This is a genomic window from Candidatus Nitrosotalea bavarica (assembly GCF_900167955.1).
In the GTDB taxonomy this organism is placed as follows: Archaea; Thermoproteota; Nitrososphaeria; order Nitrososphaerales; family Nitrosopumilaceae; genus Nitrosotalea; species Nitrosotalea bavarica.
Map to the genome: position 1 here is coordinate 20807 of NZ_FUYK01000013.1, position 13310 is coordinate 34116.

General features: G+C 33.1%; 24 protein-coding genes. 19 read left to right on the top strand and 5 right to left on the bottom strand.

All coding sequences use genetic code 11. The annotated features are described in order from the left end of the window. The first annotated feature begins 23 nt into the window (after positions 1-23). The 3 genes from C0Q33_RS08390 (at position 24) to C0Q33_RS08400 (ending at position 826) form a co-directional block, all read left to right on the top strand. The gene (locus tag C0Q33_RS08390) at positions 24-296 is read left to right on the top strand and encodes a hypothetical protein (RefSeq protein ID WP_101478150.1); all 273 of its coding nucleotides are present in this window, start codon (positions 24-26) and stop codon (positions 294-296) included. A 47-nt stretch (positions 297-343) separates the two neighbouring features. Further along, positions 344-541: a hypothetical protein gene (locus C0Q33_RS08395; protein WP_101478151.1), complete on the top strand. Its 198-nt coding sequence runs from the start codon at positions 344-346 to the stop codon at positions 539-541. A gap of 81 nt (positions 542-622) precedes the next feature. Then, positions 623-826, top strand: coding sequence for a hypothetical protein (locus C0Q33_RS08400; protein ID WP_133121053.1), 204 nt, complete (start codon positions 623-625; stop codon positions 824-826). Between the two features lie 28 nt (positions 827-854). Here C0Q33_RS08400 and C0Q33_RS08405 read toward each other — a convergent pair whose 3' ends face one another. After that, on the bottom strand, positions 855-1121 hold the full coding sequence (locus C0Q33_RS08405) for a hypothetical protein (RefSeq protein WP_101478153.1): 267 nt from the start codon (positions 1119-1121) through the stop codon (positions 855-857). Between the two features lie 384 nt (positions 1122-1505). Between C0Q33_RS08405 and C0Q33_RS09400 the strand changes: the two genes are divergently transcribed. Beyond that, a complete protein-coding gene (locus C0Q33_RS09400) occupies positions 1506-1676 on the top strand; it encodes a hypothetical protein (protein WP_165776488.1) in 171 nt (56 codons plus the stop codon). 57 nt (positions 1677-1733) lie between these two features. On the opposite strand, the gene C0Q33_RS08410 is transcribed toward C0Q33_RS09400, so the two are convergent. Then, positions 1734-2021: a GIY-YIG nuclease family protein gene (locus tag C0Q33_RS08410; protein WP_133121054.1), complete on the bottom strand. Its 288-nt coding sequence runs from the start codon at positions 2019-2021 to the stop codon at positions 1734-1736. A 131-nt stretch (positions 2022-2152) separates the two neighbouring features. Here C0Q33_RS08410 and C0Q33_RS08415 point away from each other — a divergent pair, with 131 nt between their 5' ends. The 4 genes from C0Q33_RS08415 to C0Q33_RS09615 all read left to right on the top strand — a co-directional run bounded on the left by C0Q33_RS08415 (position 2153) and on the right by C0Q33_RS09615 (position 3730). Further along, on the top strand, positions 2153-2356 hold the full coding sequence (locus tag C0Q33_RS08415; RefSeq protein ID WP_101478155.1) for a hypothetical protein: 204 nt from the start codon (positions 2153-2155) through the stop codon (positions 2354-2356). Between the two features lie 763 nt (positions 2357-3119). After that, positions 3120-3419 carry a hypothetical protein gene (locus tag C0Q33_RS08420; protein ID WP_101478156.1) on the top strand — a complete coding sequence of 100 codons (300 nt, stop codon included), beginning with the start codon at positions 3120-3122 and terminating at the stop codon, positions 3417-3419. 39 nt (positions 3420-3458) lie between these two features. Further along, complete coding sequence (locus C0Q33_RS09405) at positions 3459-3599, top strand: hypothetical protein (RefSeq protein ID WP_165776489.1); 141 nt, start codon at positions 3459-3461, stop codon at positions 3597-3599. Further along, entirely contained in the window at positions 3599-3730 is a 132-nt protein-coding gene (locus C0Q33_RS09615) for a hypothetical protein (protein WP_281258849.1), read from the top strand. Before C0Q33_RS09405 ends, C0Q33_RS09615 begins: the two co-directional genes overlap by 1 nt. On the opposite strand, the gene C0Q33_RS08425 is transcribed toward C0Q33_RS09615, so the two are convergent. Continuing rightward, positions 3731-3982: a hypothetical protein gene (locus C0Q33_RS08425; RefSeq protein WP_101478157.1), complete on the bottom strand. Its 252-nt coding sequence runs from the start codon at positions 3980-3982 to the stop codon at positions 3731-3733. A 160-nt stretch (positions 3983-4142) separates the two neighbouring features. Here C0Q33_RS08425 and C0Q33_RS08430 point away from each other — a divergent pair, with 160 nt between their 5' ends. The 4 genes from C0Q33_RS08430 to C0Q33_RS08445 all read left to right on the top strand — a co-directional run bounded on the left by C0Q33_RS08430 (position 4143) and on the right by C0Q33_RS08445 (position 7349). After that, complete coding sequence (locus C0Q33_RS08430; RefSeq protein WP_101478158.1) at positions 4143-4772, top strand: CBS domain-containing protein; 630 nt, start codon at positions 4143-4145, stop codon at positions 4770-4772. 30 nt (positions 4773-4802) lie between these two features. Beyond that, on the top strand, positions 4803-6329 hold the full coding sequence (locus tag C0Q33_RS08435) for a hypothetical protein (RefSeq protein WP_101478159.1): 1527 nt from the start codon (positions 4803-4805) through the stop codon (positions 6327-6329). A gap of 96 nt (positions 6330-6425) precedes the next feature. Continuing rightward, positions 6426-6731: a hypothetical protein gene (locus C0Q33_RS08440; RefSeq protein ID WP_101478160.1), complete on the top strand. Its 306-nt coding sequence runs from the start codon at positions 6426-6428 to the stop codon at positions 6729-6731. 72 nt (positions 6732-6803) lie between these two features. After that, positions 6804-7349, top strand: coding sequence for a hypothetical protein (locus tag C0Q33_RS08445; RefSeq protein ID WP_101478161.1), 546 nt, complete (start codon positions 6804-6806; stop codon positions 7347-7349). A 113-nt stretch (positions 7350-7462) separates the two neighbouring features. Here the strand turns inward: C0Q33_RS08445 and C0Q33_RS08450 are convergent, their stop codons facing one another. Continuing rightward, complete coding sequence (locus C0Q33_RS08450; RefSeq protein ID WP_101478162.1) at positions 7463-8023, bottom strand: hypothetical protein; 561 nt, start codon at positions 8021-8023, stop codon at positions 7463-7465. Between the two features lie 138 nt (positions 8024-8161). Between C0Q33_RS08450 and C0Q33_RS08455 the strand changes: the two genes are divergently transcribed. Next, positions 8162-8539: a hypothetical protein gene (locus C0Q33_RS08455; protein WP_101478163.1), complete on the top strand. Its 378-nt coding sequence runs from the start codon at positions 8162-8164 to the stop codon at positions 8537-8539. Between the two features lie 281 nt (positions 8540-8820). Then, positions 8821-9372 (top strand): hypothetical protein, encoded by a 552-nt coding sequence (locus C0Q33_RS08460; protein WP_101478164.1) that lies wholly within the window; start codon positions 8821-8823, stop codon positions 9370-9372. Between the two features lie 13 nt (positions 9373-9385). On the opposite strand, the gene C0Q33_RS08465 is transcribed toward C0Q33_RS08460, so the two are convergent. Next, entirely contained in the window at positions 9386-10228 is an 843-nt protein-coding gene (locus C0Q33_RS08465; RefSeq protein ID WP_101478165.1) for an HAD family hydrolase, read from the bottom strand. Between the two features lie 40 nt (positions 10229-10268). Here C0Q33_RS08465 and C0Q33_RS08470 point away from each other — a divergent pair, with 40 nt between their 5' ends. The 5 genes from C0Q33_RS08470 (at position 10269) to C0Q33_RS08490 (ending at position 13306) form a co-directional block, all read left to right on the top strand. Further along, positions 10269-10526, top strand: coding sequence for a hypothetical protein (locus C0Q33_RS08470; protein ID WP_320416820.1), 258 nt, complete (start codon positions 10269-10271; stop codon positions 10524-10526). A gap of 178 nt (positions 10527-10704) precedes the next feature. Further along, positions 10705-11883 (top strand): PAS domain-containing sensor histidine kinase, encoded by a 1179-nt coding sequence (locus C0Q33_RS08475; protein ID WP_165776490.1) that lies wholly within the window; start codon positions 10705-10707, stop codon positions 11881-11883. 117 nt (positions 11884-12000) lie between these two features. After that, entirely contained in the window at positions 12001-12276 is a 276-nt protein-coding gene (locus tag C0Q33_RS08480) for a hypothetical protein (RefSeq protein ID WP_101478168.1), read from the top strand. A gap of 284 nt (positions 12277-12560) precedes the next feature. Next, complete coding sequence (locus C0Q33_RS08485; protein WP_101478169.1) at positions 12561-12953, top strand: tetratricopeptide repeat protein; 393 nt, start codon at positions 12561-12563, stop codon at positions 12951-12953. Then, the gene (locus tag C0Q33_RS08490) at positions 12953-13306 is read left to right on the top strand and encodes a hypothetical protein (RefSeq protein WP_101478170.1); all 354 of its coding nucleotides are present in this window, start codon (positions 12953-12955) and stop codon (positions 13304-13306) included. Before C0Q33_RS08485 ends, C0Q33_RS08490 begins: the two co-directional genes overlap by 1 nt. Positions 13307-13310: the final 4 nt, after the last annotated feature.

Consider the following 13310-nt stretch of genomic DNA (forward strand, 5'->3'; position numbering starts at 1 on the left):
CTCTGAAAGGAAAAAATGGTAAAATGACTGAAGTTTTTTACGAAAAATGTGTTGAAGGTCATTGGTATGATCCGCGGATTAACAAAACAATCGATGTTTATGTTATTACATATGAAATGTCCCAAAAGCCAAGTCGAGAGAAAATACTCATACTGGAACTCTTGTCAGATTACAAAGGCGCTGGAGATTTTGATTATTTTGACGAGGAGAAAGTTGAATATGAAGAAGGCTTACCAGTGTATCCTCAGATACAGTTGGGGACAGCACATAGAAAGCAGATTAATGATATGTCATAAATCAAAAATAGATATTGCTAAATCTTTGATTGGATATGTGATATATTATGAATGAGAAAGAATTTGCAACTGAATCAATTAAATATTATTCTGAGCGACTCAAGAAATTGGATTTAATACTTGAAGATAAAAAACTCAATGAACACAAGAGGGTAGAATATCAAAGTGAAAAAGAATATTGTATAAAAAGAAAAAATTGGTATAAATTTACAAATTTGGAAAAATCAAATCCAAGATCCGTCTAAGATCTTTAATTGATGATTAATCTCTAGTAATCTTCAATTCAATCAATTCCATTAAATCGATAAGGCCAAAAATGCTCTCTATTGTCTCCCAGAATGATTATCCGTATCAGCGGAAAAGATTATTCTGATTTTTTAGTTGAATATGATTTAGAAAATCTTACTCCTGAAGAAAAAATCAGAGAGATAATAACTTGTTATGTTATTCTAAGAAGAAATAGGAGAAAACTTCCACAAAAGATCTTGAATCCTTTTCTAAATGCCTTTGAAAGATATACAGGATCTTAACACGGATTTTTCTGACATGCTAATGTAATCATTTTACTTGGACTTTTTGTATTTTTTGAAGCTTTGATGTGAGATGTTCTTTTTCTAATGAGAGTAATCGTATTTCATGTTTATCACGTATTTCTTTTAAAGGGAAATGTACCAGCATAAACTCATTAAAATCTTTTAGTCCGGAATCTTCTAGTTTTTTAAAAGCAATCTCTAATGCCTCAAGTGTATTATCAGTACCACAGTTGCTACATTCAGTATTTCTTAAAATTATAAATTTACAATCTCCGTTATAGCACTGTATCACATACTCATACTGCGTAAGAACTATAAAAATAACATCACCTGAATATCAAAACTGGACCTTTTAAAAGATGGATTCCTCAACAACGCTCAAATTAAAAAAAAGTGTCTCTATGATTATTTGAAAGTAATAAGCATAGAGTGAGCGATAATATTGTTTAGCCGATTAAGTTGGGCTAGGGTCTGTAATCGCTCGGGAGTAATCTCTGACACTTGTTTTTTGTGTATAACGTAATCAGTTTTAAAGATTAAATCCAAATTATTCTAGTGATGAATCAATTATAATTTAACACATTTTGGAGTATACCTCTAACTATGATAACTATGATTACTATGACGACTATGGCAAATAGATATTGCTAAATCATCGCTTGATGCAGAAAAGAACATGAACAAGAAAGACTCTATCACTAAATCTATTGCGATCTACAAAGAGAGGATCAATCAGGTGGATGAAAAACTAAAAGAACAGTATCTAAGTGATAGACAAAGAACTATGTTTGAATCTGAAAGAAAAATTGCCAATGAAGAACTAGTAAAAATAGAAACCGCAAAATAAATTTTTAATTTATTTTCTTATATTTATGAAATATTAGTTCTGAAAACTAGTTGTGAATTATTTTGATTTATTACAGATTGGTAATCTACCATGCTCAAATTGGAACGCCGTTAGTTGTTTTTCCTCTTCGGCCTCTGGGAATAATGTTTCATGATAACAAAATGAGACCGTGGATTTTATGCAAGGATCGTTCGAACTGAGTTGTTCCTTTAATCTTCCTTGTATGTTGTTACTTGCCCCAATGTATGTTGTTTCATGTTCTGAGCCCAGAAAATATACGCCTGATTTTACAGTAGATCTATCTACATTTTCTTTGTTAAATGGCATCCAATCAGAATATGACATGATTTGATATTCTATGTCTGACATTTAACAGATTGGGTCAGATGATTTGCAACAATTAGTTGATGCAAAAACTATTTTCATCAATAGAAATCATTAGTGCCCTTATTAGGGGTAAACACTAACTATCTGCCATGAATATTTATGATAAAAAATCAGTTCGTTGTTCACAGTGTGATAGGTTCATAGGGGAAATTGATGCTGATGCAGTTGTAGTTTTACCAAAATGCGGTAGATGTGCAAATCCAATGCCCGAAGGTGATGACAAGGTACAATACATAGTAAGCAAGTTTAACCCAAATCCTAAAAGTCTAATACCTATTGATTCTGTTACTTGATTTTTTAAAGAAACTTTGGTTTTTTCGCGTAGTGATTAATCAAAAATTTAAAATCTAATTTAGAACTTGCTGAAATGTTGCAAAGAGAATCTAAAACCTATTGTATGCAATAGTGATAATAACTAGAATAAAATAAGAGATCAAATGCCAATTTACTATTGTTTGGACTGTAAAAAAGTGATATTCAGTAAAGATCGTGATTATGGTCCCATCTGTCCTCCCTGCAAACAAAAAAGAAAACTAGAATCAAAATAATTTTTATTTCATTGCGAGCTGGTTAGTTACTCCAGTCCTTCTCCGACATAAAACATCAGGGATGTGCAAACTCACACTACTCCACGGTATTAGTAGTGCAATGTTAGATTAAAAGCCTCGTATGGTGATCTGTAGAATCTATGTTAATGCATTATTACATTTTGGACAAGTGGGAGTATCCGTACCAATTGATTGATTCTTTCTAGGTCTTGCCTGATATCCACACTTCATACATGATCCAGTTGTCTGCATGATGATTGTATTAATGATCTTGCTTAAATGAGTTCTATGATATAATGTGTATTTGACACATTTTTTGTTAAAACCACTTGTTTGTATCTTCTAAATACGGGATTTGTTTTTGATGTGTCATGGAATGTCCCAAATGTGGTTCTCCTATGGATAAATCTACAAATGAAACAAAAACTATCTACACCTGTTTTTGTTGTAATAATAAAACTGAATCCGAGTGAAACTAGTTAAATCAACGATTATGCATTATAGGATGATGAAATTTGATGATTTTTGGAATCTGATGGTGACAGAACTTGCAATGCCTAAACAATTTGCAACCCAGACCAAGCCATTTTCTGCTAAATATTCAGGAGGGAGAATAATGATTTCCACTAGTGATACGTTGTGGCCTATAGATAGATCAGTAATGAGGCAGATTTGGAACAAGGCTTTGTCTATGCACGAAAAGATGCGATTTATTCATACAAATTATTCCCATGAGAACATTAGGACGTCCTCGTATATTATTTCATTAATGAAGTATTTCATCGTAGATGAAATTAAAATGGAATGATTGTGATAAATATAATAGAGTAGGAATTCATGTTATTACATGGAAGAAAAAAAGAAGATGAAATCAAATACTGAAGAAGATTATAACAAAGCTTTGGTCTCGGATGATCCTACTGTTATTACAGAAGAAGAAAAAGAGCGATTGACAAGAGAAGCAATAAAGAAATTTAAATCATTATGATGAACATAGGCTGGGTAGTACCTGGTATAATTTTACTTGGAGCAATGACTTTCTGTGCAATCAGCTTGTACATCAAAAGAAGAAGAGAGCAAAATGTATCGCTCAATAAATCCGATGATCTTAATCTCTAATTATTTAGAATGAATATCACCACCTAGGTATTCTCCATTCTCGTCATAAACATAAAACACAGTTGCTACACTTGGATGGGCTGCATCTTTTGAAGCATTTTTCGTCATTTCTCTTGCTTTCTTGACTGCCTCTTCACGATTGTCAAGGTCTTCTACTATCCAGTGTGCTTCTCCAGGAATCTCAAACTTTTCTATTCCAATTATTCGAAATTTTCCTTTTGGAGGTTTAAGCTCAGGAAACTCTCTAAACATGAGATCTAATGTGTACTTATGTGATAAAAAGAAACTCTGATTTTTTATTACACATATTTATGCTTAATAGAATATGCGAATCACGAAAATAAGGGGTGTGCTAGCTCTGATGATTGTAGCTAGTTCTTTAATAATCTGACAAGAAAATATCCTCAAGAATATGATGGTAATTAAAGGCACTCAAACTGAACTAGAGAGAAAAAAGAGTCTCATTGATACATTGTATCATCATTCAGACCTATCAGTAGAATCCATATCTTATCAAGCAGACATGAGTATGACGCAGGTTCAGGCCATGATAGACAAGATACGAAAGAACGAAGCCTTGGAAGTTCTTGTCTCACATAGCAAAACCTCTGTAGAGAAAATAATGACCAGATCTGTTGTTAGTCTTGAATCTAGTAAGACGGTCTATGATGCATCTAAAATGATGGCAAAAAAAAGAGTAGGTTGTCTAGTTGTTACTTCCAAAGGTAAGCCTCTTGGTATTGTCACTAAAGGAGATATTGTAAAAGGAGTATCCCAATCCGATATTTCGTTTAAGAATAGAAATCTGGGAGAGTTTGCCACAAGACCTCTGATTTACGCGTCTTCTAGACAGACTATAGAGGAAGTAGCAGATCTGATGATAAAAAACAAAATTCGGAAACTTCCTGTGTTGCAACAAGGAAAAGTAGTTGGAATTGTAACTGCTACAGATCTTGCAATGTTTCTTTCACCTACTAGGAGACCTGGCCTGACTGAATCCATACTTCATGTCATTACTAGAGAAAAGTCTAGGAAAAAATAACATTAAATTCAATATATCTGATGAAACTGTGTGCAAAAAAGCATTTTTAGTCTTTTACTATCTTTTTTTTTAGTATTTTCTATTGTTCCAGCATTTGCACAAACAACAAATTCTACAGTTCAGGATTTTGTAACACTACAACAACAAAAAAACGAAAACAGTGGACCATTATCATATGCTGTTTTTTATATCACAGAAAGTGACAAATGCTCAGACGCTGAATATGCGAGCCTGAAATTCTATCAAGTAATAACACAAGAATATCTTGCTTTGTATAAAGTACAATCTGACCTTCAAGATTCGTTATGCATTCCAGAAAAGAGTTATCAACAATATTTTTCAGGATTGTCGACGTATACACTTCCAATAGTTGTATCAGATAATACAGTGGGTCAAAAACTAGTCCAGCAAGGATTCTATGGTATGTATGAAATAACTGGAACAGGTACACAAGCAATCTATGTGTGCTCATGTGATACGCAGATAGAGAGTTGGGCAGGTGCATGGGTTCTATCACATGAATTGTCTCACTTTGCACTACGATATTTTGGAGAGCCTGATACGATAGCAATCAACTGGGTTCATTATATACAAGCACTAGTGAATCAGTGTCAAAATGGAGACTTTTCAAAGGTCTGTCCGCAATACTCTACATCAGTTACTGCTCCTTCTGGAAATCTAATCCCTATGATGGTAGTCTATGGGCAAGGACCATCAAGTGACCTACCAAAAAATGCCCCACAAAGTGAGGCCTCGATGATTATGTCGAATATAACTCCAGTCTCAAATCCGTCTTGTCAAAATGGTCAGATCTGTGTTTTACCAGGTGATTATGTGACATACAAGATAACCACAGATGCTGGAAACCAAACAGTAAGATTTGATTTTGTAAATCCAACTGATAACAAAAACATTGCAGTCAAAACAACTGTAATACAAAATGGCACAAATGCCAGTGAATCTGATACACTTGATCTATCTAAATCGTTATTTACAAGACCTAGCGGGCAAATATCGAATTTTATGTACATACTCCCAACCCCTTTAAAATTGAATAATGCATATCATGAGGAGTCTATACAATTCAATATCTATCAAAGAAATGTTATGTCTGGGCAAAATAATAATCAGACAAATTCTATTCTAGTACAGGTAGACAAAGATACTGGCATACTCATACAATTGGTAGTATTTAATGCTGTAAACACAAATGGTAAAGTCTCGATAAGTCAGACATCTTACAAATTACTTGATACTAATAAAATAAATTCTTCAAATGTTGTAAATGCTTCTACATCAATTCCGCCCTGGATAAAACAAAATGCCAAGTTGTGGTCAGATGGTTCCATATCTAATAATCAATTTGCCCAAGGTATACAATACATGATGCAACAAGGAATTCTTATCTCTCAAACTAATACTAGGACAAACAATGTACCTACAATACCAACATGGGTTAAAAATGATGCAAAATACTGGTCAGAAGATTTCTTATCTGATGATGAGTTTGTAAAATCAATCCAGTACTTGATTACAAATGGAATAATCCATGTATGATCATGAACCATTTTTCTAAAACTTGGCACCTATGTGGAATTTGAAGTTGGTATGATATGGCTATCTTTTTAAATTACAGACAAATGAATCAAAACAATGCCTAATAAAATTACTCTAAACATTGACAAGGCAATCTATGCTGAAGGCGAATATGTAAAAATAAAATTGGATTATGAATCACTTACCCCAAAACTTGCAATGCATCTCGTTGTCTTGGATCCTTCTGAAAAAGAGATGTTTAGTGAAGATCAATACATTAACTCACAAAAAGGTTCTTACTCCAATATTTTACGGTTTGATACAAAACAATGGAAAATTTCAGGCAGATACAAAGTTGCAGCATGGGACCAGGAAGGAACACGAAAAGAAGTTTTTTTCCAGTTCAAGACAAAGAGTCTGTAAATCATTTCTTTTGTGATTTATGAGGCATGTTTTGTATGTGATATCACGGTTGGAATCTTGAGGTATTTTTAAATGGGAGAAAGTACTTTGTGGATTCTAATGCAATATGATGGTGGGAAGATAATATTTACTATATCTGTTATGGCAATTTTAATAACATCTGTCTTGGGGCAAATAATTCCAGCGTCCGCATATGAATTAGTAAAACGCGATTTTTCCATCTTACATGATCAACATATTACTACAAGGACTGGGAATACCATGATATGTGGAAATCACATGTGTCTACCTGGAGAATGGAACCGGCTTTCAGAAAATCTGAATAATGCTCAGATTGTTCATGGATCTGCAAAAAATTACATAAGGACTACATCGGTTCCTGCTCAAAATTATAATCCCACGTATTCTATTCCATCTACTCCCTCTACACCACAAATTCCTACTCCAATTACTATGCCAACTCCAACTCCTCCATCAACACCACCGATTCCCACTCCAATTCCAACACCGCCCTCAGTACCGTATTCTGTTTGCCAGACGGTGAATGCAACTCTTACCAATTCAACAATATCGCCTGATATAGTTGCAAAAATAATGGCCCAACTTGGCTGTAGCTGATAATGTAAATTATTTTTTACAAAAAATTTGTAAAATATATATTTTAGTTGAAAGATGCGTTCCTATAGCAAATGATGTATTATGAAGTTCTAGTTTGAATGAAGAGCAAACTTTTACAATCCTTCTGGGAATTGATAAAATGATGGCATGTTTTGTGGAACATTTCCGTATACTAGAACAATTTCATCATGAGCACTCATTGCCGTATTGTTTAATTTTGTAGAAACCAAATTTCCATTTATGAAAATTTCTGGCTCATTATCTGGAATTGATAATGTTTTACTTGTTGACTTCCAAATATCCAAAAACTGTCCTATTGTGAATTCTCTCTCTGCAGGTGATTCTATGTGAATTATTCCATCGGGAGTGTGAGTATGTAACCAATACAGGCATGAATTTGTTATGCCTATCTGGGCGGGAATTCCTATGTGCTGATCACTGACAAAAATATCCATGTGTGCGTGGATGTGAAATGTAGAGTATTCTTGAGTTTCACAAGGTATGCCATCAATTGAAGGAAATCTACTATCGATTGTATTGTCGGTACTATAGATTACATATGATACTACAGCTACTATGGCAGCGATAACTCCAAGTGCGATATACTTGTTTTTACCAGATGGTTTTATTTTATCCTGCTTCGAGTGATTCTTATCCTTTTTTGTTTCTGTCACACTATTCTACTGAATATTTTTAAAATCCATTATTAATGCATTCCTAAAGTGATGAAGAGTTTTTTATGTGAGCCTGTTATACAGTGGACTAACACTTAACAAGATTCTATTATATCATACATATGTTATTTTCATACAATGCATGAACTTGACGATTTGGTAAAAGCAAAGATAGTGTCTTTGATTTTAGATAAAAAGACAGAGATTGCATTAGAGAATCTAAGCGAATTGTATAAAGTTGATACTCCTGAAATTGTAGTTGGTACAATCAAAAAGAAACGAAGAACTGTTTATGCTGTATATGTTGTACAAGAAAAAAAAATTTATGCGTTAAACTCTGACATTTTCTATAATCCCTTTGTTATTTTACATGAATATTATCATCATATACGCTCAAAGCGGGGAACTCATAGAGGATCAGAAAAACACGCTAATCTATACGCACAAGACTTTATTGACTCATACATGAGAGTTGTAGAAAAATTAAATCAAAACAAGACGCAAATAAAAAACTGATAATGTAATTTTCTAACATATTTCAGATGAAAATATTCAACAGTCTTATCTACCAGCATTATAATTTAGGTATCGTGGATATTTTCAAAAAGAAATTCAAGTATGAACAATGTACAACAAAATTAACGTTATATGACGATTTAATAAAACACATGCATCATGAGCTAGATGCACATGTGATAAAATTTAGCGACAATTTCTGAGCGTTATCGTTGACTGGATTTACTTTGAATCATAAAATTAATAAACTAAAAATTTTGCATTTCTCAATTATAGTTATATTGATTGGAGTGTCTTATTCCATAATTTCAGTTATGGATGTTTATGCATCTTGCACAACAAATGTAAACTGTGGTACACAATACGTATCTTCAAATAATTCTCCCTTAATTGTAATATCTCCAGATGTTCTTTCCCCTGGTTCTAAGGTTGATATTCTAATTCATGCACCTGATTTTAATTCAAATCCTTATGCAATAGATACGATAGGAGAGGATGGAAGTAAAGTGATTATTTCAACTAGGGAGGGTAGTATACAGTACAGGCTTGTTGAGACTGGATTTAACACTGGAGATTTTGCAGGATATGTAATATTGTCCTCAACTACCTCTACATGTTCACCAATTTGTGGCCCAACCGATGGATATTTAGCTGCAAGCGGTGATGATGCAATAACTGTCTCACTTGTTTATCCTGATGGTAATACTATATCCTCCACTTCGTCCAGTTCTACGGCAGTAAATCATAACACAATACCTGAATTTCCATTTGCGCCTATTGCATTAATTGTAAGTATGATGTCACTGATATTTTTTTCTAGATTGAAAACTTGATTTTTAAAATAAACTATTCTTTGTGTTTTGCTACTATTTGATATCCAACTTTGTAAATTATTGTCTCTAACATCATTCGCAAGTCACTTCCTTTTCTATAATCTCGAGAATACGGACCTACGGTAGTTCTTTTACCTCGAGCAAGTTCATATCCTTTGATGGCTGAATCTTTTCCAACTATTCCAACACAATTTCCACTATATCCTCGAATTGTAGAAAAACACGGGATGTCACTTGGCCCATCCCCCAAGTATATCATATGTTCAAAAGGAATCCTTCTGTCTACACGCTTGATTGCATTGTTTACAAGATATGGTTTTTTTCGCAAGTCACTTCCTGATATTCCCTTGTTAATTGCATACAGAAATTTGGTTTTCTCGGTAAACGTAACACTTGATTTTATTCCTATTATCATATCGTGCATATCCGTTGCAAACCTTCCAGCAAATATGCCATCAAAATATTTTGTAAGAATACTACCTTTGATTAGATCTTCAATTCCTGATGATATGATATAGCACTCAAGGCTAATACCGGCCCTAACAAAATCCTTGTTTTGCTTTATCATTGATTTTAATTCTGGTATAAATTCTGGAACTCCTTTATATGGAATAATATGTTCTCCAAGTCCAGCTAATTTTTCATTGGTATCTTGTTCGATATGCCCAGACTTCATCAACTCTACAATCTCATTCATGTATGCTAAAGGGGGATCCCATCCTTGAGAAACCATTTTGGATATGTTCTCCCAAAATAATTTCTGGGATAATCCGTTGTAATCGAGTAAAAATCCCGTGGTGTCTGGAGCAAGTGTCTCATCACAGTCACAAATTATTGCTATAATGTTCTGTTCCAACTTGAGTTTATTTTATAGTGTTACTTGATATCTTTATTCATTGCCTGATTTATTACTAAACAAGGACAGTTTGAAAAGAATGAAGAATGCTCAATGCAAAAGGTGCCTAAACAAATTCCAGGAAAAAGAGATCTATACAATTCAACAATTTCAGTATAGATCATCTCCTTCATATGATTGGACAAAAGAATTCTTTGATATGTTAAAGATTGATGAATGGGATTCATTTTGTGAGGACTGTATGCGATATTATGGTGAGATCTCAAATAATGCCTGGCTAAAATATGGCGGCAAGTAAATATTCTCTAACTCTTCAAATAATTGTCTAAAAAGGAGGTGTCTTACTCCATTCATGCATCAACAGGTATTTGGTTTTAAACTCAATCCGTTACGAGTTTTTATGCTATTATTTTGTTTAATTTGACGATGTTAATACCTAATATTCTGGAGATCTTAATTATTTGCAGATGCGAACCATGAACAAAATCAAGCCTAAAGAAAAGAAGTTGGAAGATAAAATTGATTATAGACAAATTTATGAAAGTTCACCCGTCCTGCAAAGAACTATAGATAAAGATGGTTTTATAATATCCTGTAATACCTCATATGCAAAAAAACTGGGTTATACAAAAAAACAAATTATTGGAAAATCCATATTTGATCATAGTGCAGAAAAAAGTATCAATGTGTTAAAATCTGAATTAAAAAAATGGAAAAAAACTCACGAAATATCACTCAAAGAAATTTGGTTAAAAAGAAAAAATGGGAAAATATTTCCAACGTTGCTTAGCGGGGCAAGTGTTTATGATGTAAAAGGTAATCTGATTGGAAGAACTATATCTTTGATAGATCTTACTACGATGTATCTTGTAAGAAATAAAATGCAAGCAAAAGAAGAATTGGTATCAAAACAACTGGATGAACTTAAAAAACTGAATCTGATTAAAGATGAATTTATGGCCATGATAACACATGAACTTAAAACTCCTCTTGCGCCGATCAAAGGTTATGCTGACATACTGCTTTCAGAAGCTTTGGGCCCTCTAAATCCTACTCAAAAAGAGAGACTAGAAATTATTCGTTCTAGCTCCAACTCGCTTTTGAAATTAATCTCTGATATATTAGATTCACAAAAGATTGAACTTGGACAGCTGGTACTTCATAAGGAAATACAAAGTCTATCTCAAATTATTACAGAATCAATAGATAGAATGAAGCCAAGTGCTGAAAGAAAAGAAATTGCAATTACAACTGATCTCATGTCTGCACTCTTTTGTTATTGTGATAAAATAAGATTACAACAAGTATTGACAAACCTGATTACAAATGCTTTAGACTTTATTCCAAAACAAACGGGAACCATACTGATTAAATCATATAAAGAAGATGGTATGGCAAAAATTCTAGTAAAAGATAATGGTATAGGAATTGCCAAAAGTGATCTTGAGCAAATCTTTGTTAAATTCTACCAAGTAGATACCAAAGCAACTCGAGAACATGGGGGAACTGGACTTGGATTGTCAGTCTGTAAGGGAATCATTGATAATCATGGGGGGAAGATTTGGGCAGAGTCTGAAGGGAAGGGAAAGGGTACATCTGTTCACATTTTGCTTCCAATTGAAGATATATCCATACCAATCCGATCAGTTAGATAGTTTTTTGGATTTCCAGATTGGAATCGATCTTTGTTACAATATTCCATTTTTGTAAATTATTTTGAATGAAATAACAGTCAGATTCTTATCTAAAATCATTGCATCATATTTCTATATATGAATAAGACAAAAAAAGCTCTAGTTTCAGTAGCAATAGAAAGTACTTTGCTTAAAAAAGGTGGGATTCCACTTTTAGATGAAGTAAACTATGGACTCTACAAGAAATTTAACTCATCTATTGCAGAATGCCATGAACATCCAGAATATCTAAAGGGAATACTACAAGAAATTTTTGGTGTAGATCATCAAGAAATAACCAATTCAATTGTAAAAGAGTTGACTGCATTTAATTATGATGATAAAGTTATGCAGTTCATAGAAATGGTAAGTTGATGTAATTCTACAAAAGAATTGCGTTTAAAAACGAATTTTTTTATTGGTGTAAGTAATATTATCAAAAACATGAAAAATGTCTACATGATTTTTTAATCTTTACGAGATGTTGAAATTGTTCTTCATGTCAAATTAGCGTGAAGGATAAATAATACTCAATAGCGCTTGTAGAAAATGGATGGCATACATTTCTCTAATCTGATATCTTGTTATTTATTATGTCTAAAGTGTGGAATTGTCTTGATATCTTGTTCTTAAAATAGGTCAATAAAATAATATTACATATGACAAGTAATGATTACAATTATTGGTATGGTATAGGTAATGAACGAGCAAAAGAGGGAAATAATGATGATGCATTAATTGCATATGATAAGGCGCTTGAACTAGATCCAAACCATATTAGTTCTTGGAATAACAAAGGTATTGTCTTATCACGGCTAAATAGATTTGAAGAGGCCATTATGTGCTATGATGCTGCAATTGAGATTGCACCTGAATATGCCAATGCATGGTATAACAAAGCCAATGCTCTGAGAAACTTTGGACAGTCTCTAGTTGACAAAGCAAATGATGACCGTAATAATGCTCCAAAAATGATAAACCGATCAATTGCATTATTTGATTCGGCTGAAAAATGCTATGAAAAAGGAGATACTCTCTCGGGAAAGAAATGATGAATCTTGAAAAAATATGTGAAGAAATTATACAATCTGATGCAGACATTCTCATGGTTGCAATGTCTTATAGGACAGATTTTCATTATAGGGAACGCGCGGGAACTAAAAGTCTACAAACAAAGGAGGCTATAGAAAAATCTCTTGCAGATGCCTCACTTAGATGGGTAACTAGAAGATCTCATAGAACTCTTGGTGAGCCGCTATATGCTATGGCAAAATATGAAAAAGTAAAACGAATTACCGTTCCACTTGGACGATATGGTATTATTTTATGTACTATATTGCCAGATTCTGATGCTGAAAAAATAGCTTTAAAATTAATAAAAACTGCAAAAAAATATTCTGACTAAATCT

Coding starts and splice junctions, on each gene's coding strand:
- C0Q33_RS08390 (WP_101478150.1), top strand. CDS start 24: ATGACTGAAGTTTTTTACGAAAAATGTGTTGAAGGTCATTGGTATGAT.
- C0Q33_RS08395 (WP_101478151.1), top strand. CDS start 344: ATGAATGAGAAAGAATTTGCAACTGAATCAATTAAATATTATTCTGAG.
- C0Q33_RS09400 (WP_165776488.1), top strand. CDS start 1,506: ATGAACAAGAAAGACTCTATCACTAAATCTATTGCGATCTACAAAGAG.
- C0Q33_RS08410 (WP_133121054.1), bottom strand. CDS start 2,021: ATGTCATATTCTGATTGGATGCCATTTAACAAAGAAAATGTAGATAGA.
- C0Q33_RS08415 (WP_101478155.1), top strand. CDS start 2,153: ATGAATATTTATGATAAAAAATCAGTTCGTTGTTCACAGTGTGATAGG.
- C0Q33_RS08420 (WP_101478156.1), top strand. CDS start 3,120: ATGAAATTTGATGATTTTTGGAATCTGATGGTGACAGAACTTGCAATG.
- C0Q33_RS09405 (WP_165776489.1), top strand. CDS start 3,459: ATGGAAGAAAAAAAGAAGATGAAATCAAATACTGAAGAAGATTATAAC.
- C0Q33_RS09615 (WP_281258849.1), top strand. CDS start 3,599: ATGAACATAGGCTGGGTAGTACCTGGTATAATTTTACTTGGAGCAATG.
- C0Q33_RS08425 (WP_101478157.1), bottom strand. CDS start 3,982: ATGTTTAGAGAGTTTCCTGAGCTTAAACCTCCAAAAGGAAAATTTCGA.
- C0Q33_RS08430 (WP_101478158.1), top strand. CDS start 4,143: ATGATGGTAATTAAAGGCACTCAAACTGAACTAGAGAGAAAAAAGAGT.
- C0Q33_RS08440 (WP_101478160.1), top strand. CDS start 6,426: ATGCCTAATAAAATTACTCTAAACATTGACAAGGCAATCTATGCTGAA.
- C0Q33_RS08445 (WP_101478161.1), top strand. CDS start 6,804: ATGGGAGAAAGTACTTTGTGGATTCTAATGCAATATGATGGTGGGAAG.
- C0Q33_RS08455 (WP_101478163.1), top strand. CDS start 8,162: ATGCATGAACTTGACGATTTGGTAAAAGCAAAGATAGTGTCTTTGATT.
- C0Q33_RS08475 (WP_165776490.1), top strand. CDS start 10,705: ATGAACAAAATCAAGCCTAAAGAAAAGAAGTTGGAAGATAAAATTGAT.
- C0Q33_RS08480 (WP_101478168.1), top strand. CDS start 12,001: ATGAATAAGACAAAAAAAGCTCTAGTTTCAGTAGCAATAGAAAGTACT.
- C0Q33_RS08485 (WP_101478169.1), top strand. CDS start 12,561: ATGACAAGTAATGATTACAATTATTGGTATGGTATAGGTAATGAACGA.
- C0Q33_RS08490 (WP_101478170.1), top strand. CDS start 12,953: ATGAATCTTGAAAAAATATGTGAAGAAATTATACAATCTGATGCAGAC.